The sequence below is a fragment of the Micromonospora sp. LOL_014 genome (genome assembly GCF_048060245.1).
Lineage (GTDB): Bacteria > Actinomycetota > Actinomycetes > Mycobacteriales > Micromonosporaceae > Micromonospora_E.
This window is the reverse complement of the sequence record NZ_JBHMIP010000006.1, coordinates 119,197-139,957: the sequence shown is the minus strand read 5'-3', so window position 1 is coordinate 139,957 and position 20,761 is coordinate 119,197. Positions and strand designations below refer to the sequence as shown.

At 69.9% G+C, this 20,761-nt stretch carries 21 protein-coding genes and 2 tRNA genes; 11 read left to right on the top strand and 12 right to left on the bottom strand.

Annotation, left to right across the window (positions count from 1 at the left end):
• Positions 1-38 precede the first annotated feature (38 nt).
• The gene (locus tag ACFHW1_RS07670) at positions 39-1,295 is read right to left on the bottom strand and encodes an FAD-binding protein (protein ID WP_416557622.1); all 1,257 of its coding nucleotides are present in this window, start codon (positions 1,293-1,295) and stop codon (positions 39-41) included.
• Positions 1,296-1,373: 78 nt separating this feature from the next.
• On the opposite strand from ACFHW1_RS07670, the gene ACFHW1_RS07665 reads away from it, so the two are divergent.
• The 3 genes from ACFHW1_RS07665 (at position 1,374) to ACFHW1_RS07655 (ending at position 4,049) form a co-directional block, all read left to right on the top strand.
• Entirely contained in the window at positions 1,374-2,378 is a 1,005-nt protein-coding gene (locus ACFHW1_RS07665) for a 2-hydroxyacid dehydrogenase (protein WP_416557621.1), read from the top strand.
• 263 nt (positions 2,379-2,641) lie between these two features.
• The gene (locus tag ACFHW1_RS07660) at positions 2,642-3,463 is read left to right on the top strand and encodes an alpha/beta fold hydrolase (protein ID WP_416557619.1); all 822 of its coding nucleotides are present in this window, start codon (positions 2,642-2,644) and stop codon (positions 3,461-3,463) included.
• A gap of 512 nt (positions 3,464-3,975) precedes the next feature.
• Positions 3,976-4,049 (top strand) — tRNA-Ile (locus ACFHW1_RS07655).
• 537 nt (positions 4,050-4,586) lie between these two features.
• Here the strand turns inward: ACFHW1_RS07655 and ACFHW1_RS07650 are convergent.
• On the bottom strand, positions 4,587-5,267 hold the full coding sequence (locus ACFHW1_RS07650; protein WP_416554533.1) for a TetR/AcrR family transcriptional regulator: 681 nt from the start codon (positions 5,265-5,267) through the stop codon (positions 4,587-4,589).
• 114 nt (positions 5,268-5,381) lie between these two features.
• Here ACFHW1_RS07650 and ACFHW1_RS07645 point away from each other — a divergent pair, with 114 nt between their 5' ends.
• Complete coding sequence (locus ACFHW1_RS07645) at positions 5,382-6,116, top strand: NAD(P)-dependent oxidoreductase (protein WP_416568095.1); 735 nt, start codon at positions 5,382-5,384, stop codon at positions 6,114-6,116.
• A 5-nt stretch (positions 6,117-6,121) separates the two neighbouring features.
• Positions 6,122-6,286, top strand: a complete 165-nt coding sequence (locus ACFHW1_RS07640; RefSeq protein WP_416568096.1) for a hypothetical protein — start codon at positions 6,122-6,124, stop codon at positions 6,284-6,286.
• A gap of 68 nt (positions 6,287-6,354) precedes the next feature.
• Here the strand turns inward: ACFHW1_RS07640 and ACFHW1_RS07635 are convergent, their stop codons facing one another.
• Both ACFHW1_RS07635 and ACFHW1_RS07630 read right to left on the bottom strand, forming a co-directional pair.
• Positions 6,355-7,038: a hypothetical protein gene (locus tag ACFHW1_RS07635; protein ID WP_416554527.1), complete on the bottom strand. Its 684-nt coding sequence runs from the start codon at positions 7,036-7,038 to the stop codon at positions 6,355-6,357.
• Positions 7,039-7,096: 58 nt separating this feature from the next.
• Positions 7,097-7,169: transfer RNA gene (locus tag ACFHW1_RS07630), tRNA-Asn, on the bottom strand.
• A gap of 354 nt (positions 7,170-7,523) precedes the next feature.
• On the opposite strand from ACFHW1_RS07630, the gene ACFHW1_RS07625 reads away from it, so the two are divergent.
• Positions 7,524-7,886, top strand: a complete 363-nt coding sequence (locus ACFHW1_RS07625; RefSeq protein WP_416554525.1) for a hypothetical protein — start codon at positions 7,524-7,526, stop codon at positions 7,884-7,886.
• A 116-nt stretch (positions 7,887-8,002) separates the two neighbouring features.
• On the opposite strand, the gene ACFHW1_RS07620 is transcribed toward ACFHW1_RS07625, so the two are convergent.
• From ACFHW1_RS07620 to ACFHW1_RS07605, 4 genes are all read right to left on the bottom strand, one after another.
• Complete coding sequence (locus tag ACFHW1_RS07620) at positions 8,003-9,013, bottom strand: sugar phosphate isomerase/epimerase family protein (RefSeq protein ID WP_416554523.1); 1,011 nt, start codon at positions 9,011-9,013, stop codon at positions 8,003-8,005.
• A 352-nt stretch (positions 9,014-9,365) separates the two neighbouring features.
• Complete coding sequence (locus ACFHW1_RS07615) at positions 9,366-10,271, bottom strand: sulfotransferase family protein (protein ID WP_416554521.1); 906 nt, start codon at positions 10,269-10,271, stop codon at positions 9,366-9,368.
• 4 nt (positions 10,272-10,275) lie between these two features.
• The gene (locus tag ACFHW1_RS07610; protein ID WP_416554519.1) at positions 10,276-11,385 is read right to left on the bottom strand and encodes a sulfotransferase family protein; all 1,110 of its coding nucleotides are present in this window, start codon (positions 11,383-11,385) and stop codon (positions 10,276-10,278) included.
• Complete coding sequence (locus ACFHW1_RS07605) at positions 11,382-12,617, bottom strand: glycosyltransferase (RefSeq protein WP_416554517.1); 1,236 nt, start codon at positions 12,615-12,617, stop codon at positions 11,382-11,384. Before ACFHW1_RS07605 ends, ACFHW1_RS07610 begins: the two co-directional genes overlap by 4 nt.
• 275 nt (positions 12,618-12,892) lie before the next feature.
• Here ACFHW1_RS07605 and ACFHW1_RS07600 point away from each other — a divergent pair, with 275 nt between their 5' ends.
• The 3 genes from ACFHW1_RS07600 to ACFHW1_RS07590 are packed head-to-tail and all read left to right on the top strand — an operon-like array spanning position 12,893 to position 16,155.
• Entirely contained in the window at positions 12,893-13,855 is a 963-nt protein-coding gene (locus tag ACFHW1_RS07600; RefSeq protein WP_416554515.1) for a hypothetical protein, read from the top strand.
• 18 nt (positions 13,856-13,873) lie between these two features.
• Positions 13,874-14,680 (top strand): sulfotransferase family protein, encoded by an 807-nt coding sequence (locus tag ACFHW1_RS07595; protein WP_416554513.1) that lies wholly within the window; start codon positions 13,874-13,876, stop codon positions 14,678-14,680.
• Positions 14,677-16,155, top strand: a complete 1,479-nt coding sequence (locus ACFHW1_RS07590) for a hypothetical protein (RefSeq protein WP_416615133.1) — start codon at positions 14,677-14,679, stop codon at positions 16,153-16,155. Before ACFHW1_RS07595 ends, ACFHW1_RS07590 begins: the two co-directional genes overlap by 4 nt.
• Here ACFHW1_RS07590 and ACFHW1_RS07585 read toward each other — a convergent pair whose 3' ends face one another.
• Both ACFHW1_RS07585 and ACFHW1_RS07580 read right to left on the bottom strand, forming a co-directional pair.
• Positions 16,156-17,103, bottom strand: coding sequence for a DUF559 domain-containing protein (locus tag ACFHW1_RS07585; protein ID WP_416554509.1), 948 nt, complete (start codon positions 17,101-17,103; stop codon positions 16,156-16,158).
• A gap of 214 nt (positions 17,104-17,317) precedes the next feature.
• Positions 17,318-18,127: a helix-turn-helix domain-containing protein gene (locus ACFHW1_RS07580; RefSeq protein WP_416590574.1), complete on the bottom strand. Its 810-nt coding sequence runs from the start codon at positions 18,125-18,127 to the stop codon at positions 17,318-17,320.
• Positions 18,128-18,283: 156 nt separating this feature from the next.
• Here ACFHW1_RS07580 and ACFHW1_RS07575 point away from each other — a divergent pair, with 156 nt between their 5' ends.
• Positions 18,284-18,475 (top strand): hypothetical protein, encoded by a 192-nt coding sequence (locus ACFHW1_RS07575; protein ID WP_416568102.1) that lies wholly within the window; start codon positions 18,284-18,286, stop codon positions 18,473-18,475.
• 38 nt (positions 18,476-18,513) lie between these two features.
• Here ACFHW1_RS07575 and ACFHW1_RS07570 read toward each other — a convergent pair whose 3' ends face one another.
• Both ACFHW1_RS07570 and ACFHW1_RS07565 read right to left on the bottom strand, forming a co-directional pair.
• A complete protein-coding gene (locus ACFHW1_RS07570) occupies positions 18,514-18,957 on the bottom strand; it encodes a nitroreductase family deazaflavin-dependent oxidoreductase (RefSeq protein WP_416615131.1) in 444 nt (147 codons plus the stop codon).
• Positions 18,954-19,778: an SDR family NAD(P)-dependent oxidoreductase gene (locus tag ACFHW1_RS07565; RefSeq protein ID WP_416554501.1), complete on the bottom strand. Its 825-nt coding sequence runs from the start codon at positions 19,776-19,778 to the stop codon at positions 18,954-18,956. The genes ACFHW1_RS07570 and ACFHW1_RS07565 overlap by 4 nt, the downstream gene beginning before the upstream one ends.
• A gap of 55 nt (positions 19,779-19,833) precedes the next feature.
• Here ACFHW1_RS07565 and ACFHW1_RS07560 point away from each other — a divergent pair, with 55 nt between their 5' ends.
• A complete protein-coding gene (locus ACFHW1_RS07560) occupies positions 19,834-20,442 on the top strand; it encodes a TetR/AcrR family transcriptional regulator (protein WP_416554499.1) in 609 nt (202 codons plus the stop codon).
• Positions 20,443-20,761: the final 319 nt, after the last annotated feature.

The following is a 20,761-nucleotide window of genomic DNA, read 5'->3' as shown; positions in this document are numbered from 1 at the left end:
AGCGGGTCAGCGGGTCAGCGGGTCAGCGGGTCAGCGGGTCAGCGGGGAAAGTACCGGTCCAGGAAGTCGTTGTGGAACACTCCGGTTGGGTCGTAGCGGGTTAGCAGGTCGGCGAAGTCGTCCCACCGCGAGTACCTGCCGGCGAGTTCGTCCCGGCCGATACCGAACAGCTTGCCCCAGTGCGGTCGGGGGGCGTACGGCGCCAGCGCCTGCTCGACCGCGGCGATCACCGGCGTCACCGCCGTAGCATCCGCGACCCAGGTGAAGTGGATCGCGACGCTGTCCCGCGAATGGTTCATGCTCAGCCACAGTTCGTCGGCGGCGACGGTACGAATTTCGCAGACCTGCAGCACGGGCGCGACCCGGTCGCGAATCCGGGCCACCGCGTCGAGGGCGTCTACCACGTCGCCGGCCGCTACCAGGTATTCCGACTGTAGTTCGGCACCGCTGCTCGGAGTGAAGTCGAGCCGGAAGTGCGGCAACCTGGTGTGCCACGGACCGGCCACCCCCAGCTGGCTGGTGCAGTTCTCCACCGGCATTCCGGGCACCGGGTGGCGGGGGCCGTCGGCGGCGGCGAGCCCCAACCCGGCGGCGTCGACCGGCGGATGGTCGTGGTCGGTGCGCCGTTTCACCCACACCTGGTCGATACCGGTCCCGGTCCAGTCGGTGAACATGCTGACGCTGTAGCCGCTGGCCTGGAGTCGGTCCCATCCGGCGACGAGCGCGTCGCGGGACAGCCCGTGATAGACGTACTGCGCCACATCGAAGGTCGGCTCGATCGACAGGGCAACGCTGGTGACCACGCCGAGCCCGCCGAGACCGACCACCGCGCCGGCGAAATCGGGATGGGACTGGTCCAGCCGGACCAGGTCTCCGTTGGCGGTCACCAACTCCACCGCCCGTACGGCGGTGGCGAGGTTGCCGTTGCCGCGCCCGGAGCCATGGGTAGCGGTCGTGCAGGCACCGGCGACCGAGATGTGCGGCAGCGAGGCCAGGTTGTGCAGCGCGTACCCGTGGGCGTGCAGGTGTTCGGCAAGCTCGCCGTAGCGGACACCGCCGCCGGCGGTGACCGTCAATGTCTCGGAGTCGACCGTCACCTCGGCGGGCAGGCCGGCGAGCGAGACGAGGTCTCCGTCGGTGTCGGCGATCCGGTTGAACGAGTGCCCGGTGCCGAGCACCCGCAGCCGGGCCGATCTGCCTACCACCTGTCGCAGTTCGTCGACGGTGGTCGGGCGATGGACGTGACGCGCGGCGAAGGTTACGTTACGCGCCCAGTTGGTGACCACAGCGGCCATCAGCCCGTTCTCCTCTCGCCGACCCGCCTCACCGTACCCTGGACCGACGCAAGCTACGGTCGCGCCGGAGGAGGTCCCATGCGGGTGGCGGTGTTCAGCACCAAGCCGTACGACAAGCGGTTCCTGGCCGCCGCGAACGCCGAGGCCGGTCACGACCTGGTGTTCCTGGAGCCGAGGTTGTCGGCGGACACCGCACCGTTGGCCGACGGCTGCGACGCGGTCTGCGCGTTCGTCAACGACGACCTCAACGCACCGGTGCTGGAGACGCTGGCCGGCGGCGGGGTCCGGCTGGTCGCGCTGCGCTCGGCCGGGTTCAACCATGTCGATCTGGCCACCGCGCGCCGGCTCGGGCTGACCGTCACCCGGGTGCCGGGCTACTCGCCGCACGCGGTCGCCGAGCACTGTGCCGGGCTGATCCTGGCGCTCAACCGCAAGATCCATCGCGCCTACAACCGGGTCCGGGAGCACAACTTCGCCCTCAACGGGCTGCTCGGTTTCGACCTGCACGGCCGGACCGTCGGCGTCGTCGGCACCGGCAAGATCGGCGTCCGGTTCATTCGGATCATGGCCGGGTTCGGCTGCCGGGTGCTCGCCGCCGACCCGTACCCGTCGGACGAGGCCATCGCCGCCGGCGCCAGTTACGTCCCGTTGCCGACGCTGCTCGCCGAGTCGGACATCATCACCCTGCACTGTCCGCTCACCCCTGACACCCATCACCTGATCGACGAGGAACGGATCGCGCAGATGCGCGACGGCGTGATGCTGATCAACACCAGCCGGGGCGCGCTGGTCGACACCGCCGCCGTGATCCGCGGTCTGAAGAGCGGCAAGATCGGCCATCTGGGCCTCGACGTGTACGAGGAGGAGGCCGATCTGTTCTTCGAGGACCTGTCCGACCAGATGCTGCGCGACGACCTGTTCTCTCGGCTGGTCACCTTCCCCAACGTGCTGATCACCGGCCATCAGGCGTTCTTCACCGAGGAGGCGCTGCACAACATCGCCACCACCACCGTCGGCAGCCTGACCGCGTACGAGCGGGAGGGCACCCCGGCGGACATCCAGCCCGACGCCCTGGTGCGCTGACCGACGAACCCCGTACGCGGGCGTCCGGGCCCAGCGCCGGCCGCGGCCCGGTCCGATCCGGCCGGGAGCAGACAGTGTCAAAGTCATGGCTGAAGGCCGGCCGGCCGGTTCCCCGTGCCCGCCGGTTCACACCGGTTAGCTTCCCACGTCTGCGGAAACTCTTCACCTTGACGGATGCTCAGCCCGGGCCGGCCCGGCAGCGCGGCCCGGTCGGCCGATCAAGGGGCAGGACCAGGAGCGCACCGAGAGTCAGGAGTGACGCCATGGGGTACCTCACCACGCAGGACGGCAGCCAGCTCTACTACAAGGACTGGGGTTCCGGCCCCGCCATCGTGTTTTCACACGGCTGGCCGCTGACCGCCGACGCATGGGACGGCCAACTGCTGTTCCTCGCCCAGCAGGGGTTCCGGGTCATCGCGCACGACCGGCGTGGGCACGGCCGGTCCAGCCAGTCGCCCGAGGGCAACGATATGAACGGCTACGCCGACGACCTTGCCGCGGTGATCGAGGCGCTCGGCCTGACCGACGCCACGCTGGTCGGGCACTCCACCGGTGGTGGTGAGGTGGCCCGGTACATCGGCCGGTACGGCACCGGACGGGTGGCGAAGGTGGTGCTCATCTCCGCCGTACCGCCGATCATGGTGCAGACGCCGGACAACCCGGACGGGCTGCCGCTGGCCGTGTTCGACGAGATGCGGGCCAACCTGGCCCACGACCGAGCGCTGTTCTACCGGGATCTGGCGATCAAGTTCTACGGCGTGAACCGGCCAGGTGCCGAGGTATCCGACGGCATCCTGCACCAGTTCTGGTCGTGGAGCATGCAGGCCGGGCTGTGGAACGCGTACCAGAGTGTGGCGGCGTTCTCGGAGACCGACTTCCGTGACGACCTCGCCGCCTTCGACGTCCCCACCCTGGTGATGCAGGGCGACGACGACCAGATCGTGCCGATCGGGAACGCTTCGATGAAGACCGCCCAACTGGTGTCCGGCGCCCAGGAGGTCTATTATCCGGGCGCCCCGCACGGTATCACCGCCACCCACCAGGACCAGGTCAACCAGGATCTGCTCACGTTTTTAAAGAGCTGAGCCCGGCACCGGCCGCGTTCGTCGGCCTTAACCGACTCCGTCACAAGAAGCCGAGCGGTCCGTTTCGCCAGGACCGCTCGGTCCCCGCTGGCGACCACCTCTGCCTGCCCGACATCGGCCAGCACACCGGGGATTCAACCGCACTGCCACGTTTGTCCGGGTCCGTGGTGCCAACGCCAGCCCGACGAGCCGCAACTTCCGACCGGGCGTCCGCAGCAATGAGATCGACAGAGCCGCCGGCGGTGTCCGGCTGGTGGATCCGCCGATGCCGGGCCGCTTCGACCAGCACCGCGCGGCCGAATGACGACATCCCGACTACCAGCAGCCGACTGAGCCGTACGGTCGGCATCGGGTCCTGCCGGAACAACCAGCGGGCGGCGAGCTCGTATCACCCATAGACGCCAGTCGGCTACCGAACGCTTGACCATCACATTTCACGGTGAAGTGGGAAAATCTGCCTTGGTGCCACTGGTCCGTCACCACGCACACCGACCGGATAAGATTCCTTCGCCGGGGCGGTAGCTCAGCCGGTCAGAGCAGGGGACTCATAATCCCTCGGTCGCGGGTTCGAGCCCCGCCCGCCCCACTACCAGGTACAGCGTTCCGCGAACCGGATCCGGTTCTCGAGTGTTGCCGGTTGACGCCATGGGCCATTTGCATCCACAGCGGACTGCCGCCCAGCGACAGCACCACGGCGGCGAACAGGACGGCGGCCGGAGACCGGGGAGGGGGACAGAGGCGCTCGGGGCACCAACCACATCGTGCAGCGCAGCCCGGACGGCAGCAAGCCGGGGTTACCCGAACCTGTACATCACGTTCGTTGACGTGCGCGACGTCGCCGCCGCCCGCGCGCTGGCCATGACCACGCCCGGTGCCGCCGGCCAGTGGTTCCTGCTCTCCGGCGGCCCGGCGATCGCGATCAAGCAGGTCGGCGTCCTATTAGAGGCCAACCTCGGCGACGCGGACAAGCGGGTGCCCGCCCGAACCATACCCAATCCCGTCGTGCGGGTGGCGGCCCTGTTCAACAAGGCGTTCCGGGGCGATCCTCGCCGCCGCAACCACCGTGCCCGACAAGGGTTTTGGTCAAGAAGTGAGGGGGTGCCGGCAGTGACCCGCCCACAGGTCACCGCCAGCTTTCCCGGCGCCGCTGCAGACCGTCGAGGATCAGGTCGAGCCCGACGTCGAACTCGGCCGCATAGGAGTAGCCGGGTGCCAGCGCCCGATGAACGATCATCTCGGCGAGATGCGGCAACTCGTCGCGGGGCAGTTGCTCCAGGATCGCGCCCGCCACCTGGGTGACCTCGGCGGACGAGGTGAACGGCAGGCTGAGTTCCTGCAGGGTGAACCCGTAGACGTAGCTGTCCAGCATGGAGAGCGAGTGCGCCGCGCCGGCGATGGAGAAGCCACCTGCACGCAGGCAGCCCAGCACCGCGTCGTGGTGGCGCAGGGTCGCCGGGCCGGGGTTGGTCCGGGAGTCCATCAGACCGATGGCCCACGGGTGTCGGATCAGCGCCGCCCGCATCGAAGCCGCCCGGTCCCGCATCGCGGCACACCAGTCGACCCCGTCCGCCGGTAGGTCAATCTCACCGAACACGACATCGACCATTCCGTCGAGGATCAGGTCCTTGTTGCGGAAGTGGTGGTAGAGCGACATCGCCTCGACGCCGAGCCGCTGCGCTAGCCGGCGCATGCTCGGCACCCCCGAGCCGGCCTCGTCGGCCAGCGCGACCGCTTCGCGCAGCACCAGGTCCCTGGTGAGCGCGGTGCGCCGGTTCCCGGGCGTACCGGCTGGCTCTGTGCCCACGTGATCCTCCTGCCGTCAGCCGCTCGGACCTCTTGACAACCTTACACCGCAAGGCTGTACCTTACAGCGTAAGCCAAACGTGGTACGGGGAATTCGAGAGACAGGAGCGGGACCATGGAACCGATCGGCACCGACGGAGTCGGCCAGCCAGGTGCGGGCCGGCGGATCTGCGTCGTCGGCGCGTCCGGGAAGCTCGGGCGGTACATGGTGCGGCACGCGCTGGAGCGCGGGTACGAGGTCGTCGCCGTGTGCCGTGAGAAGAGCGTGCCCAAACTGTCCGAGTTCGACGGTCGGATCACCGTGGTCCCCGGTCCGACCAACTCCCGTACGGTCATTGCCCGGGCGGTGCGCGGCTGCGACGCTGTGCTCACCGTGCTGGTGCCGTGGGGGGTGCAGAGCTACGCTTCGGGCACCGCGCAGGCGGTGCTCGACTACGCCGAGCCCGGTGCCCGGCTAATCTTTTCCTGCGGTTGGCACATCACCCGCGACGGCCGGGACGTCTACCCCCGGGGGTTCAAGCTCTACACGACGATCTTCGGCTGGCTGGCAAAGCTGCTGCGGGTGGTGGACGTCGACGACCAGGTGCAGGCCTGCCAACGGGTCTTCGCCAGCGGCACCGACTGGACCGTCGTACGCGGCAGCGACCTCGAGGAGGGCGACAGCCAGGGCCTGCCGGTGTGGAGCCGGCATGTGGGTGACCCGGTGCTGGCCAGCAACCTGACCCGGCGCATCGACTACGCCAGGTTCATGGTCGAGGCCGTGGACGACGACACCCTCATCCGGCAGGCTCCGGCCATCGTCGGTCGGCTGACTCCGTCCGCCCTCGCCCATGCCGGTCTACCGCAGTGACAGGCGTGGCCCAGCCGGCACCGACCACCGCGAACGACGCCCAGTGGCGCAACGGTGATCCGTCGTCCCGCGACCGCCGCATCGCCCGCCGCAGCGCCTCGCCCACCGGTGCCCCGGTACGGACAATCCGGTTCGGCGCCGCAGCCGAGCTGCTACGTCGACGCGGTTGAGGCCGGTACGCCGGCGTACCGGCTCGCCGGCCCGGTGTCCGAGGTCGGACAGGGCTGCGACGGCGGTCTCAGGATCCCTGTCCTACTCGGTCAGCGGCGTGGTGGTCGGGATAGCGTCCGGATTGCCCGGCGGGGACGCCCGCAGGTATCCCATCGTCACCGACGGTCGTCGCGACCACCTGCGCCGGCGCGCGCAGCGTGCCACGCGGCGGCGCTCCCGCCGGCAGCGCGCCGACGACAGCCACCGTCCGCAGGTGACACCAACCGGTGGTCGGGGTCTGGGACAGCCGTGCCAACTCGGCCCGGACGACTGTCTCTGGCGGTGTCTCTCGACCGACAACGGAGGTGGCGATCAGGTGCTGACCGGGCGGTGCGTGGTCCGGTGCCGCCTGACTGACCACGACGGTGTTCGTGACCGGCCTGCGGCGGTGCCCGTCGAGCAGCAGGGTCGTCTCCGCCACCGGCGGCTGGTCGGCGGCATGATAGTTGGTGGTCAGCTGGCGCATCCGTACCGGCGAGACCGACTGGATCAGCCGGGCGGCCGCCGGTGGATCGGTCGCCACGATAGTCCACTGGCAACGGGTGCGCACCAGGCCAGGCTCGATCGCCGATCGTCTCCGCTCGGGTGAGCAGCCGGCGGGACCGGCCAGGGCGTACCGCACCAGCAGCCGACCGAGTCGGAGCCGGTCCGGCAGGGTGCCGACACCGGTGAGCAGCGTCGCCGGCTGCGGAGAGTCGGCGGGCTTCCGCAAGCCCAGTGAGCCCGGCACCGACTATGACGGCTTCCGCCACGACGGCCATCCGTGAAAGCTCCCCCGTTTGGACTCGAACCAAAAACCTGCCGGTTAACAGCCGGCTGCTCTGCCAATTGAGCTACGGGGGACCGCTGCGTAGCCGGTACCGGATCTCTCCGGCCGCCTAGCGACGGAACAAGAGTACAGGACGCCAGCGCCGGATGGGCGACCGGGTTCGCCGCCCCGGACCGAACGGGTCCACCGTCTCGGACCGGCCGGGTTCGCGGCACGGCCCGGCGGTCGAGCTCCCAATAAGAAACTAAGAAACCTATCGAAACGGACAAAAGACCGAGTTGTCTGCGCTGACGCGTGAGAAGGGAGCAGGATGGGTAGACAGCACCGGACAGATGACGAAGGCACGACCGGGTCACTCATCGGCCAGCCGGCACCGAACCGGACCGACGGCCGACGGGTACACCGGGTCAGGTACGGAAGGAGCCGCTATGCGCGGAAAACTTTGGTTCATCGGCGGGGTGGCCGTGGGTTTCGTCCTGGGCGCCCGCGCCGGTCGGGAAAAGTACGACGAGCTGGTACTCAACGCACGCAAGGTGATGGACCACCCGACGGTGCAGGAGGCCGCCGGGGTGGCGCAAGCTCAGGCCAACCGGATCTACGCGGAGGGCCGGGAGCGGCTCAGCCACACCCGGCTGGCCGAACGCCTCAACGGCCACGACCACCTCACCACCCCCGACAGCAGTCTCGCCGACGCCGGGATGGGCACGGCCTCCTCGCCCGGGTCCACCGGTGCGACGACGGCCGGGAGCAAGCCAGGCAAGGGCACCGGGCCCGGCGGCAGCGCCAGCTGACGCCGGCACACCATCGAGAACGCGGCGTACGCGTGGGCCGGTCACCCCCGTTGACGGGGGTGACCGGCCCACGGTCGTACCGGTGTGTCGCCGCCGCTGGTGCGGCGGCGGCCAGGTCAGTCCCGGCTGCTGGAGAACGCCGCGTCGAACGCCGCCGCCGGGGCGTCGAACGCCTGCTGACGGACGAACCGCAATGCCTCGGGAGCGCCGACCAACCGGTCCATCCCGGCGTCCTCCCACTCGACCGAGATCGGTCCGTCGTAGCCGATGGCGTTGAGTGCCCGGAAACAGTCCTCCCACGGCACGTCGCCGTGCCCGGTGGAGACGAAGTCCCAGCCCCGACGCAGATCCGCCCAGGGCAGGTGGGAGGCGAGCCGGCCGCGCCGACCGTCGCCGGTACGGACCTTCGCGTCCTTGCAGTCGACGTGATAGATCCGGTCGGCGAACTCGAGGATGAAGTTGACCGGGTCCAGTTCCTGCCAGACGAAGTGCGACGGGTCCCAGTTGAGGCCGAACGCCGGGCGGTTGCCGATCGCCTCCAGGGTGCGGCGGGTCGTCCAGTAGTCGTAGGCGATCTCGCTTGGGTGCACCTCGTGGGCGAACCTGACCCCGACCTCGTCGAACACGTCGAGGATCGGGTTGAACCGGTCCGCGAAGTCCTGGTAGCCGCGTTCGATCATCTCCGGCGGTACCGGCGGGAACATGGCCAGGGTATGCCAGATCGACGAGCCGGTGAAGCCGATGACGGTGTCGACGCCGAGCTTCGCAGCGGCCCGGGCGGTGTCCTTGATCTCCTCGGCGGCGCGCTGACGGACGCCTTCAGGTTCCCCGTCGCCCCAGATCCGGGCGGGCAGGATCCCCTGGTGTCGCTCGTCGATCGGATGGTCGCAGACCGCCTGGCCGACCAGGTGGTTGGAGATTGCGTACACCTTGAGGTTGTACCTGGCCAAGGTTTGCAGCTTGCGTTCGACGTAGTCGTCCTCGGTCAGCGCCCGGTCCACCTCGAAGTGGTCGCCCCAACAGGCGATCTCCAGGCCGTCGTAGCCCCACTCCGAGGTCAGCCGGCACACTTCCTCGAACGGCAGGTCGGCCCACTGGCCGGTGAAGAGCGTGATGGGTCGCGCCATGGTCCTTCTCCCGTTGTCGTCACTGGGATTCCAGCCCACGCCACAGGTGCGGCGCGTGGTTGGACCGGTGCGAGGTGACGGCCCGATGAGCTACGGCGTGGAACTGCCTGGTCGTGGTACACCGATCGGTGGCGCAGGCAGCGAACACCGGCCGGCTGGTCACGGCGGCACCCGGCACGGTCACCGTGCGGCGCGGCGCTTCGCGACCGGGCGGGTTGCGCCTCCCGCCCGGACACCGGCCCGGGTACGGGCCTGCCCGCACCACTCTAGGCCGGTTGCCGGCCCGCGCGATAGAGGCAGCCGAGGTACAGGCCGACAGGGTACGACGCTAGCGGGGTACGAGCCTGGCTGGTCAGTAACCCCACTCGGCAAGCGGCTTCTCCAGCACCCGGTCCACTGCAGCCAACTGCTCCGGACTGAGTTCCCGGTGGTACGCCGCCCCGCGACCGCTGTGGAACTCGTACCGGCGGAAGCCACGCTCGAACGCGGACGACCAGTCGAGGCCGAGAAAGTCGAGCATCCGGGCCACCTCGTCGCGCGGTGCGACCAGCAGGTCCTCGTACCGTACGTCCAGCCATTGGCCGGCCGGGTGGCTGGCCCGAGCCTCGGCGAACGCGGTCATCAGCATCTTCCAGCCGAGCGCGGCCAGCACCGGAAACGACCGGTCGGCTTCTTCCCACTCGGCCCGCAGGTCGGCCGGCAGCGGGCCGAGAAACCAGCTGTCCGGCCCACGCCAGCCGTCCCACCAGCCCATCTGCAGCCACGAGTTGGCCACCGCCCGCCCGTCGCGGACCACGTTGACCACCCGCAGATCCGGGTACGCGGCATGCAGCCAACCGGTGCGGGGCCAGCCGGTGACGTGTTGCAGCAGCACCTGGCAGCCCTGCCGCTCGACCCGGCGGTCGAAGAAGGCGCGCAGCCGCTGGCCCACGTACGGGGTGAGGTCGTCGGCCCGCAGATCCCGGCACGGCCTGGAGTAGCCGGCCATCACCTGCCGGTCGATCAGCCGGTACGCCTCGGACGGCGCCACTCGCAGCCGGCCGCGTTCCAGCAGGCGACGGCTGTGCCCGAGCGAGGTCATACCGGCCGGCCGGGGCGTCGAGCGGCGGTAAAGCCGGCCGTTGCGGCGACCGGCCAGGTTGAGCCGGGGCAGCTTGTCGTCCAGCCCGGACACGAAGCCGACGGCCGGGTGCCGGGCCAGGATCTCCTGGACGAGGGTCGATCCGCACCGTCCGGTACCCACGACGACGGACAGCATCGGGTCAGCCTTCCTTGCTCGGTGTCGTGGCCGGGACCGGCCCGCCCTGGGTCCTGGCCGGAGGCACAGCCGGGGCCGGGGGCGCTGCGGGACGCCGTACCGGGTAGCCGAAGCGGCGCAGCAGCGGCAGCGTCACCGCGGTGACCACCGCGAACGACCGGCCGGGCAGCGCCCAGACCCATTCTGCGTCGTCGCTGACCGGGACCGCTCCGGTACGGTGCCGCGCTGGGTTGCCCGCCACCGAATGGGTGGGGGCCAGAGTGACCCGGCCTTCGGCGTCCACCGGCAGCCCGGCCGGATCCAGCCCGGCGAACAGCGCGATCCGGCGTAGCTGACCGGCCGGGTCGGCAACCACGTCCTCGTAGCGGATCCGCAGGTAGCGGTCGGGTCCGGCGGCTTCGAAGAACCGTGCGGTGGCGGCGTTCCACACCCGCCACAGCAGAGCCGCCTTCCACACCGGCGGGCGGCTCATCAGCTTGCGGTCCGCCGCGCCGTCCAGTCCACGCCGACGGCGCCAGGAAAAGGCGGTGCCGCGCGGGTCCCGAACCAGGTGCAGCACCCGCAGGTCGATGCCGGGCAGGTCACGCAGCAACGCACCGTACGGTGGCAGCTTCGACGAGTCGACCACCACCACCGGCCCGTCGCCGCTACGACTCACCTGGCGGGCGACCGCCGGATAGACCGCTGCGATCGCGGCATCGTCGGCGTGGTGCGGCACGGCCCGCCGGCCTGCGCCGGCCCGGCGCAGCATGGCTGGCAGGTCCCGCATCCGCAGCCTGGTCCGCAGTCGTCGGGCTATGCCGGCGGCCGCCGAGCCGGCAGCAAATGCCGGACCAGCAGCAGCTGTCAGCTCGGCGGTGACCGCCTGCCAGACCGGACACGCGTTGAACGGCGCGCCGCAGCCGCAGGGACGGTTGTCGACCATCCCGCGCTGCCAGAGGTAGCGCAGCTCGCCAGCGGCGAAACAGCCGTCCAGCTGCCCCAGGACGGTGGTGATCAGGGTGCTGCCGCTGCGACCACTGCCGGCCAGGTAGAGCACCCGGACCGGAGGACTCGTCGGGCCGTACGCGCCAGCGGCAGAGGGCGTACCGGCAGCAGGGGGCGTACCGGTCATCGTCGGGTTCCGGCCGGGGCGGTCAACGCCGCGGCCAGATAGGCGTCGCGGAGCCGGTTCAGGTGCAGGTCGGGCGTGAAGTCACGGTCGATCTTGTCCCGGGCGGCCCGGCCCATCGCGTACGCCCGGTCCGGATCGGCGATTAACCTGCCCAGCGCGTCGCCGAGCGCCGCCGGGTCGTCGGCCGGGACGGTCTCGCCATCGACGCCGGGACTGATCAGCTCCGGCAGCCCACCAAGGTCGGTGCCGACCACCGGCACGCCGCAGGCGAACGCCTCGAGCACCGCCATCGGCTGGTTCTCGTGCCAACGGGACGGCACCGTGACCGCCGCCGAGGACCTGATCAGGTCGTGTAGCCGGGACTTGTCCAGCCGGCCGTGGAACCGCACCCGGCCGGGTGCCACCCGGTCGGCGAGGGCCCGGACCGCAGGCAGTGCGGGGCCGTCGCCGGCCACGTGGACGGGCACCTGCCGGGGCAGCCGGGCGGCCGCCTCGACCAGCGTGTCCACCCCCTTCTCAGCGGAGATCCGGCCGGCGAAGACCACTCCCCCGCCCGGCGAGTCCTTCACCGCCACGGCAGCTGTGTCCACGAAGTGGTTGATCACCCGGAGCCGGTCCGGGTAGACGCCGGCTCGGCGCATCACGTCGGCGAGGAACCGGCTGGGACTGACGAACACCCCGACCGGACCATATGCCTGTGACTTTCTGTGTATCCACGACTCCACAGCGAGTAGCGTACTGGCGGTTGCCGATCCATCCTTGCACCTGCGCCGCGCGGCGTGGAGCGGACCTCCATCGACGCACGCCTCACAGACCTTCCCCCGGTCCAGCAGCTGGTAGCTGGGGCAGGCGAGCTTGTAGTCGTGCATGGTCAGCACGCACGGCACCCCGACGTCGCGGGCGGCGGCGAGCACCGACGGAGACAGCTGGTGGTAAATGTTGTGCAGGTGGATGATGTCCGGCCCAAAGTCCTCGATCACCCGGGTCAGGCCGCGGCGGCTCGCCGGCGACCAGATCATCCGACCGGCGACGGCCAGCCGGGGGCGCAGTCCGCGCGGCGCCGGTTCCAACTCGACGTGCGGCGGGAAGTGCCGGGCGTACGGCAACGGCCCGTCGTTGTCCGGGTGGGTCATCCCGAAGTACGCAACCTCGTCCCCGGCGGCGCGCTGCAGATCGGCGAGGTCGATCAGATACCCCTCAGCGCCACCCCGACGGTACAGAAACTTGTTCACATGGAGGACACGCATCAGTCCGGCCCGCTCGCTCGATACCGGGGTGTGGCCACCCGGTTATGGTGGCGCAGGGCTCCCGCCCTGGCTGCTGCCTCACGCTATGCACCCACGCCGGGTTAGTCCAGTACCGAATCGCCAACTAGCTGATCGGATGATCTTGTGTGGCTGACCAGCCTGCGTTCTGGCGTTTCGCCCCGATCCGTGAGTAGCCTGACCGCGGCCCGACCTCGCCCCAGCCTGGCCACAGCGGCTGGTGACGTACCCGAGGAGGACCGGTGAACAACGACGAGCCTTCCACCCTGGCCTGGACCGCGCGGCGAATCGCCCGGCACGCCCGATGGTTCCGCACCGAAGGACTCCGCCGCCTCGTCGAGGAGGACCGGCTCAACCCGGTCGACCGGGTCACCACCGCGTGGACCAAGCTGCGCTGGCGACACCAGCACGGCGTACCCCGTGGTCAGGCCACCCCGGTCTACCTGGTCGGCCTGCAGCGGTCCGGCACCAACATGCTGGTCCGCGGGCTGGAGAACATCGGCGAGTTTGAGGTCCGCAACGAAAGCGACCGGCGGGTCTTCCATCGTTTTCAACTCCGCGACGACGCGGTGCTGACCACCGTGGTGAACCGGAGCCGACACGCGTACGTCCTGGTCAAACCGCTGTGTGAGAGCCACCGGGTCGACGAGTTGCTCGCCCTGCCCGGGATGGCGCCGGGTCGGGCGATCTGGGCCTGGCGCGACGTCGACAACCGGGCCCGCTCCGAGGTGGCCAAGTTCGGCGACGCCAACCTGCGGGCGCTCGCCGCCATCGCCGACGGCACCATCGGCCGTCGCTGGCAGGGCCAGCGCCTCGACGCGGACACCTACGAGCTGATCCACGGCTTCGACTACCGACGGATGGACCGGCACACCGCCGCCGCTCTTTTCTGGTATGTCCGGAACACCCTCTACTTCCGCCTCGGCCTAAACCGCCGCGACGACGTGCTGCTCAGCTCGTACGACGCGTTGATCGCCGATCCGGCCGGGCAGATCAGCCGGCTGTGCGACTTCCTCGGGATCGCCTACCGCCCCGACCTGTCCGCGCACATCGCCCCTCGTACCCCCGCCCGCCAGCCGCTGCCGATCGACCCGGCGGTCCGTACGCTCTGCGACGAACTCACCGCCCGACTGACCGCCAGCGGCCGCCCGCAGTCCCCCACCACCCCACCTCGACAAGCCGACACCGACCGGCGTGCCCGGTGAGCGTGGAAAGGACCGACCATGGCTGAAGCCCTCGCGCCGGCCACCGCCGAAGTGACGCAGTTGCCGACGGCGCCCATCTTCCTGGTGGGCTGCCAGCGCTCCGGCACCACCTTCCTGCGGCTGGTGCTCGACTCGCACTCCCGAATCTCCTGCGGACCGGAGACCCGGTTCCTGCCGGACCTGCGACGCATCGTCGGCTCCGACTGGGAGCGACTGGCCCGCTTCGGCTTCACCCGGGAGGACTGGCTGCGCCGCATCGCCGACTTCTTCGGCGGCGTGCACGCCGACTACGCCACCGGCCGGGGCAAGGCCCGGTGGGCCGACAAGACCCCGCTGTACGCGATCTCGCTCGACTTCGTCACCGAGGTCTTCCCGGACGCGCAGATCGTGCACGTGATTCGAGACGGCCGCGACGTGGTGGTCTCGCACCGCAAACGGTTCGGGTACTGGTCGGCGGTGAAGTGCGTGGTCAAGTGGCCGCGCTACATTCGTACCGCTCGTGCGGTGGGTGCCACCCTGCCGGCTGACCGCTACCACGAGCTGCGCTACGAGGATGCGGTACGTGAGCCGGAGAAGTCGATGCGCGCGCTGTTCGAGTTCCTCGGCGAACCGTGGGAGGAAGGCGTGCTCGACTACGTCGACAAACCGCATGACGTGGCCGGAAAGTACACCAGTGAGGCGGACCGACGCCGTGCCTCCGCCGGCACCGACTCGGCCATCTACCGGTCCCGCGTCGGCAGCTACCGCCGGGAGCTGGACCCGTTCCTGCGGCTGCTCGTCGCGGTCTTCTCCGGGCGGATGCTGCGCGAGCTGGGTTACCGATGAACACTGCGACGCGGCCGGACACCGTGGCCCGGCGCTGGGTGGCGGCGGCGCTCGGCGGGCTGTTGCTCCTTGCCGGCTGCACCAGCGCCGACGAGGACACCACCCCGCCACCGGTGCCGCCGACCGGCGCGCCGCTGCCGAGCCTGCCGCCCTACCCCGAGGACACCCACCCGTTCGGCGCGCACTGGGACTGGAACCGGTACGACGAGTTCCTCCCGTACCTGCGCAAACTGTCCGGGTCCGCCACCTACCATGAGATCAGCTGGTGCAGCATCGAGCCGACCCAGGGGCAACAGGACTGGTCGGCCCTGGACCAGATTGCCCAGCGCAGCCGGGTACTCGGCATCGCGCTGAACATCAAGATCCGGACCGAGATGTGCTGGGCCACCGGTGGCACCCCGGAACACGTCCGCGGTCAGGCCAACAAGACCGAGTCGACGATGCCGCTGGACATGGCCGCCTATCGGCAGTTCGTCGGTGACGTAGTGCGCCGCTACACGCCCTACGGCGTCCGCCAGTACGCAATCGAGAACGAGGTCAACGCCCCGCAGTACTGGCGCGGCACCCCCGCGGAGTACGTCGAGCTGGCCACCGCCGCCGCTGAGGCGGTGCACGCCGCGAACCCGGACGCGGTGGTCGTCGACTCCGGCATCAGCAGTGTCGCGTACGGCTTCGGGGTGGTCGACCGGCTGGTCCAAGCCGGCCGCAACGACGAGGCGATCGCCGCCTACAACGCGTACTTCCAGCGGCGGATCGGCACCCGGGGCCGCAAGATCCCCGAAGTGGACACGATCGAGACGCTGCGGACCGCGCTCGACAACGAGACCAACGTACGTAACGTCGCCTTCCTGGCCGCGACCGAGCAGCTGATCGACGACGGGGTGGTGCAGCTACGTCAGGTGCACTACTACGAGCACTTCGACGGCGTACCGGCGCTGCTGGACTACCTCGCGGCACAGAACCCGGTCGACGTGCCGATCGAGGCGTGGGAGGTCGGGCAGTTCTGGCGCGACGGCGACGGCGACGACGTCAGCCGGGCCGAGGAGGTCGTCAAGGTCTCCACCATGCTGCTGGCCGGCGGTATCCGACAAGTGATGTGGCTGCCGCTGGGCTACAGCCCGAACAACCAGGCCGGCAGCGAGGTTCGCTACGGCCTGCTCGACCCCGATGGTACGGAACGTGAGGCTGGCCGGATGTTCGAGAGCCTGGCGGTGGCGGCCCGTGGTGCGACCGTCACTCCGGTCCGCCGGGACGGGCTGATCGGCGTCGCGTTCCAGCAGGGCGGGGAGAGCACCCTGGTCGTCTGGTCCGGCGAGGTCAACGACGCGGTACGGGTGTCTGCGGTGCCGAGCCTGCACGCCGGGCCGGCCGGCGCCTCGCCGACCAAGACAGCGGCCGAGGTGACCGTCACCGACCGGCCGGTGCTGTTGCGCGCCACCGGCACCCCGGAGTCGATCCTCGCCGACGTCGACTGATCAGCCGTACCCCCGGCGGTGGAGAATGGTCAGGATCTCGCGGCGGACCTGCCGCGGCTCGGTCACCAGCCGGCGGTGTGCGAACCGCACCACCTGGATGCCGACAGTGGCCAGCAACGCGTCACGCCGTAGATCGATCTCACGCTGGGCAGGGCTGCCGTGCGAGGCGGCTCCATCGAGCTCGAAGTCAATCCGTTCCCGCTCGGCGTACACGTCCAGGTAGATGGTGCGGCCGCCGACCCGGACCGGATACTGCCGCTGGAATTCGGGCATCCCGGCACCGACGAAGACGTGCTCGTGGCCCCAGATCTCCAGCTGGCTGCGGCAGCCGGCGGCGAGCTTCGCCAGCAGCGTCCGCAACGCGGCCCGGTCGGTGAGTCGCGGCAGCTCATTGAGAGTTGCGCAGATCCGGTCCGCGTTCGTCCACCTGTCGTTGACAGCCCGGATCAGCGGAGCTGGCCGGTCGGCGGCCGGCAGCAGCGGCCAGGACTCGACAAGACTCCGTTCCAGCCGCGTCACCGGCGCCTCGTCGCGTACCACCACCTGCGGCGGACCGACGGTGAACGCCGGTCGATGGTGCACGGTCAGGCCGGCCTGGCTGCGAATTCCCACGCCGATCGGCACCGTCAGGTGCAGTACCTCGGCAGTGGGTTGCTGGCGCAGCCCCCAGAGATCGAGTGCGGTGGTGTGGCTGAACGCGACCCGACCGGCGGCGTGGGCCAGCACCGCATGCCGACGCAGCTGCGGTGCGAGCAACTGGATCGACGACACTCCGCCACGGTCGTCGTCGATCAACTCGGTGGTGACGTAGACGCCCGGCAGAACGCGCCGCAGTCGACCGGCGCGTACCGCGTCGTCCAGCGCCCAGCGCGGCACCATCTGAAGGGCCTGGCGACGGGTCACCACACCGCCGCTGCGCCGGCACAACTCCTCGATCACCTCGTTCATGCCCGGCTACGATGCCGCGACCTAAGCCATCAGACGACCCAGGTAGAGCCACGCTGTGGACAACTGCTCGACTGTGGATCAGGTGGCGGGTTCCTCGGCGACGCGCTACCGGACCATGATCACTTGATGCTCTGCTGGGCGCTCACCGGCGTGTCGGCCGAATTTCCGTCATCTGATCATGAAGGGCAGCTACTGATCATGAGGCAGCGGGCTGCTACTCCGGATCGGGCCGACGGTCGTAGGCGGCCAGAGTCGCCTTGTTCGTGCTGGCATCCTGGAATACCAGCTCCCACGGGCCGGTGTTGACCTCCATCTCCTTGCCGAACCCGATCCACTTTCCGGTCAGCCGACGCCCGGTAGGCTCGGCCAGCAGTTGGATCGCGCCATGGTACCGGGCGCCGCGGTAGTAGCCCTGCGGCGCGGTCTGCTCGATCCAGGTCCCGGTGACCACATTGCCGTCGACGGTCAGGTCCATGGTGAGCGGCGCATCGGAGGAGTTGGGCAGACTGCGCACGGTGAGCCGGTCACCGTGCTGCAGCAGCACGACATAGTGCCGACCGGTGAACGTGGCACCACGACCCGAGCTGTGATACTCGTACCGGGACAGCCACACTCCGGAGTAGTTGCCGGTCGGCGCGGTCCATGGGGCAGGGCCACCGCGCGGCACCGGGGTGGACGCCTGCCCGGTCGCCGGCACCTGAGCACCCCGAGCTTCGTCCCCGCCCTCGCCACCCCGGCCGCCGGCCCCATCCTCGCCGGCGTCGGCGCTGCGGGCATGCGGGACCGCCACAGTGAAGCCGAGCGAGCTGATCGGCAGGCCGGTGACCGATTCCAGGGCACGCGCGTACGCCGGACGGGGCGAGGTGATCGCCCCAGCCTCCCAGCGTTGCACGAGGCGCTTGTTCGCATCGTTGGGCATTCCGGCGCGATCCCCTGCCTGCCGCAGCGCGCGGGCGAAGTCGTCCTGACTCATCAGCAGGCCCATCCGCACAGCCCGCAACGTCGCGTTCGGAGTGGTCGTCATGCGAGTGACCGTAGCCCTTGTGTCGCCGGAATGTCGCCCTGCAGGTCGCCGGAACGTCGTCCCATGGAAGCCGTCGCGCGGGGCGACAATTCGGCGACATCCTTGTTTTCGTGGCAGCCGGCGCGACCGCCGGCGCGAGCAGGCAGGAGACATGCGATGGCAGAGGTTCAGATCCTGGTGATCGGGCCACGGCAGCTACCCGCCAGCGGGACGGTCGAGGTGTGGGCCGACGCAGGCAGCGGCGCAACTGGACAGCGAATCAACATACCGGTGACCGACCTGCAGACAGCCGAACTGGACAGTGGATCAGGCAGTTCGGCTGTCTACGTACTCCGCCCCTGTGGCTGATGCGACCGGCGCGGGGGCCTCGCCAGCGAGTGAGCGGGTCAGCCGCGCGGCTGGAGGAGAAAGACCGAGTGGCGATCCACTTCGGTGCGAAACCCGGACGGACCGTCGCCGGGGGTGGCGTCGAAGGCCTGCCGGACGAACGGGATGAACCCGAACGCGCGGCGGTAGCGATGCAGGACGTCCAGTTTGGTCTCGCCGTCGACCTCGACGAGGCCGACGGTGCGGAGCCGGTGTCCGCGGCCGAGTTCGGCGTGGCCGTTGGCGCGGATGTTGCGCACCCACTGGGTGGCACCGAACGGTGAGACGAGCCAGTCGAGGTCGGCGTGCCGCAGCGTGACGACCGGCACGGTACGCGGCAGGCCGGTGCGCCGGCCCTGGGTACGCAGCAGGGTCAGCGGCCCCATCGGCACCCCCCAGCTGAGTAGCCGGTACGGGATCCGGCTGACCCGCTCCACCCCGGCGGGCAGGGCAGCGGCGTTCACGACGGGGCCACCGTGGTGGTGGCTTCCCGTTCGGCGAGGCGGCGGGCGGCCTGGCCGAGCATCCGGCCGTTGAGGCGGATGGACCGGGTCCGGGGCAGCAGCCGGGTCATGATCCGCATCGACCGGCCCGGGATGTGGGTGGGCCGACCGCGCAGGAACGCGGCCACGCTTTCGCGTACGGCGTTCTGGACCGGCTGGGGCCGGATCGGCATGGCTGCCCGGTCGATGCCGAGGGCGTCGATGATCGGGGTGTCGACATTGCCCGGCAACAGCACGGTGACGGCCACGCCTGCGGCGGCGAGTTCGTGGTGCAGGGCCTCGCCGAGGTTGAGCACATAGGCCTTGGCCGCGCTCTCGTGGGCCATGTTCGGCAGCCCGTGCACCGCACCCAGTGACGACACGAGGATGATGCCGCCTCGGCCGCGGGCGACGAACCGCCGCCCGAAGGCGTGGGTCAGATCCAGGTGTGTGGTGGCGTTGACGGTGAGCCGGCGGTGCAGGTCGCCGAGGTCCTGGTCGAGCAGTGGTCCGGGTTGGCCGGTGCCCGCGTTGGAGACCAGCAGGCCGACGTCGAGATCCGCGGTCGCGTCGACGAGCTCGACAGCGGCCTCGGTCCTGCCGAAGTCGACGGTGACCACCCGGCAACTAATGCCGTGGGCACGGGTCAGCGCGGTGGCGAGGATCTCGAGCCGGTCGGTGGATCGGGCCGCCAGGACAAGGTGCAGCCCGGCAGCGGCGAGGTACTCGGCGAACGCCTCACCGATGCCGGATGAGGCACCGGTGATCAGCGCCCACGGGCCGTAGGATCTGATTTCAACCATGATTTAGACTGTAGTCTGGATTCTGATCCAGGACAAGCGGATAGGCTGTGTCAACGTGAAGACCCCTCCGGCTGACCTCGCGCGACGCCTGCTCGACGTCAGCGAGCAGGTGCTCCACGGCGACCCCGCGCCCCGGCTGGAAGACATCGCCGGCATGGTCGGGGCGTCGCGGGCGACGTTGTACTACTACTTCGCGGGCCGCGACGACCTGCTCGCGTTCCTGCTGACCGCGCACGCCCAGGACGGAGCCGAGGCGGTACAGGCGTCGGTAGACCCCACCGACCCGCCCGAGCGGCGACTACGGGCGATGGTGGCGGCTCTCGCCAGCTACTTGTCGCAGCACCCCGGGATCTGCGCCGGCCTGCTCAGCGCCCTCGGTTCCACCGGCCGGATGACCGACGTCATGGCCGCCAACGACAGATGGATCGCCGGCCCGCTCCGGGAACTCCTCGCCGAAGCAAAGGCCGACACAGACGGCGCAGTCACCGTCGCAGACATCGCCAACGCTGCCGACACCGCCAACGCCGTCCTCGGCGCGTTGCTGCTCGCCGTGCTCGGCCGGTCCGTCGCCGGGGCCGACCCCACCGACACCCGGTTCCGCGACCACCTCACCGACCAGGTACTGCACGGCGTACTCACCCGTGCACCAGCCGACGGTTCCTGAACCTGGCCTTGCCGCCGGATCATGATCACTTGATGCTCTGCTGGGGGCCTGTCGGCGTGTCGGCCGAACTTTCGTCATGTGATCATGAAGCGGTGGGCGGCTGCTCCGAGGTCGCTACGGGCAGGACACCGCCCTGGCGGTGATGTCCGAGTAGACCCGGCCGGTGAGCCCGAACACCCGCTCCCCCGATTGCTGCAGCGGATCCTTGCGGAACTCCAAGCACGCGGCCGTCCGACAAAGGGAGCAGAAAACCGCCGCTACCCCGCAGAACACGAGCAGCAGGGAGGCAGCGGCACCCAGCGGCTCACGGGGTCGAGAC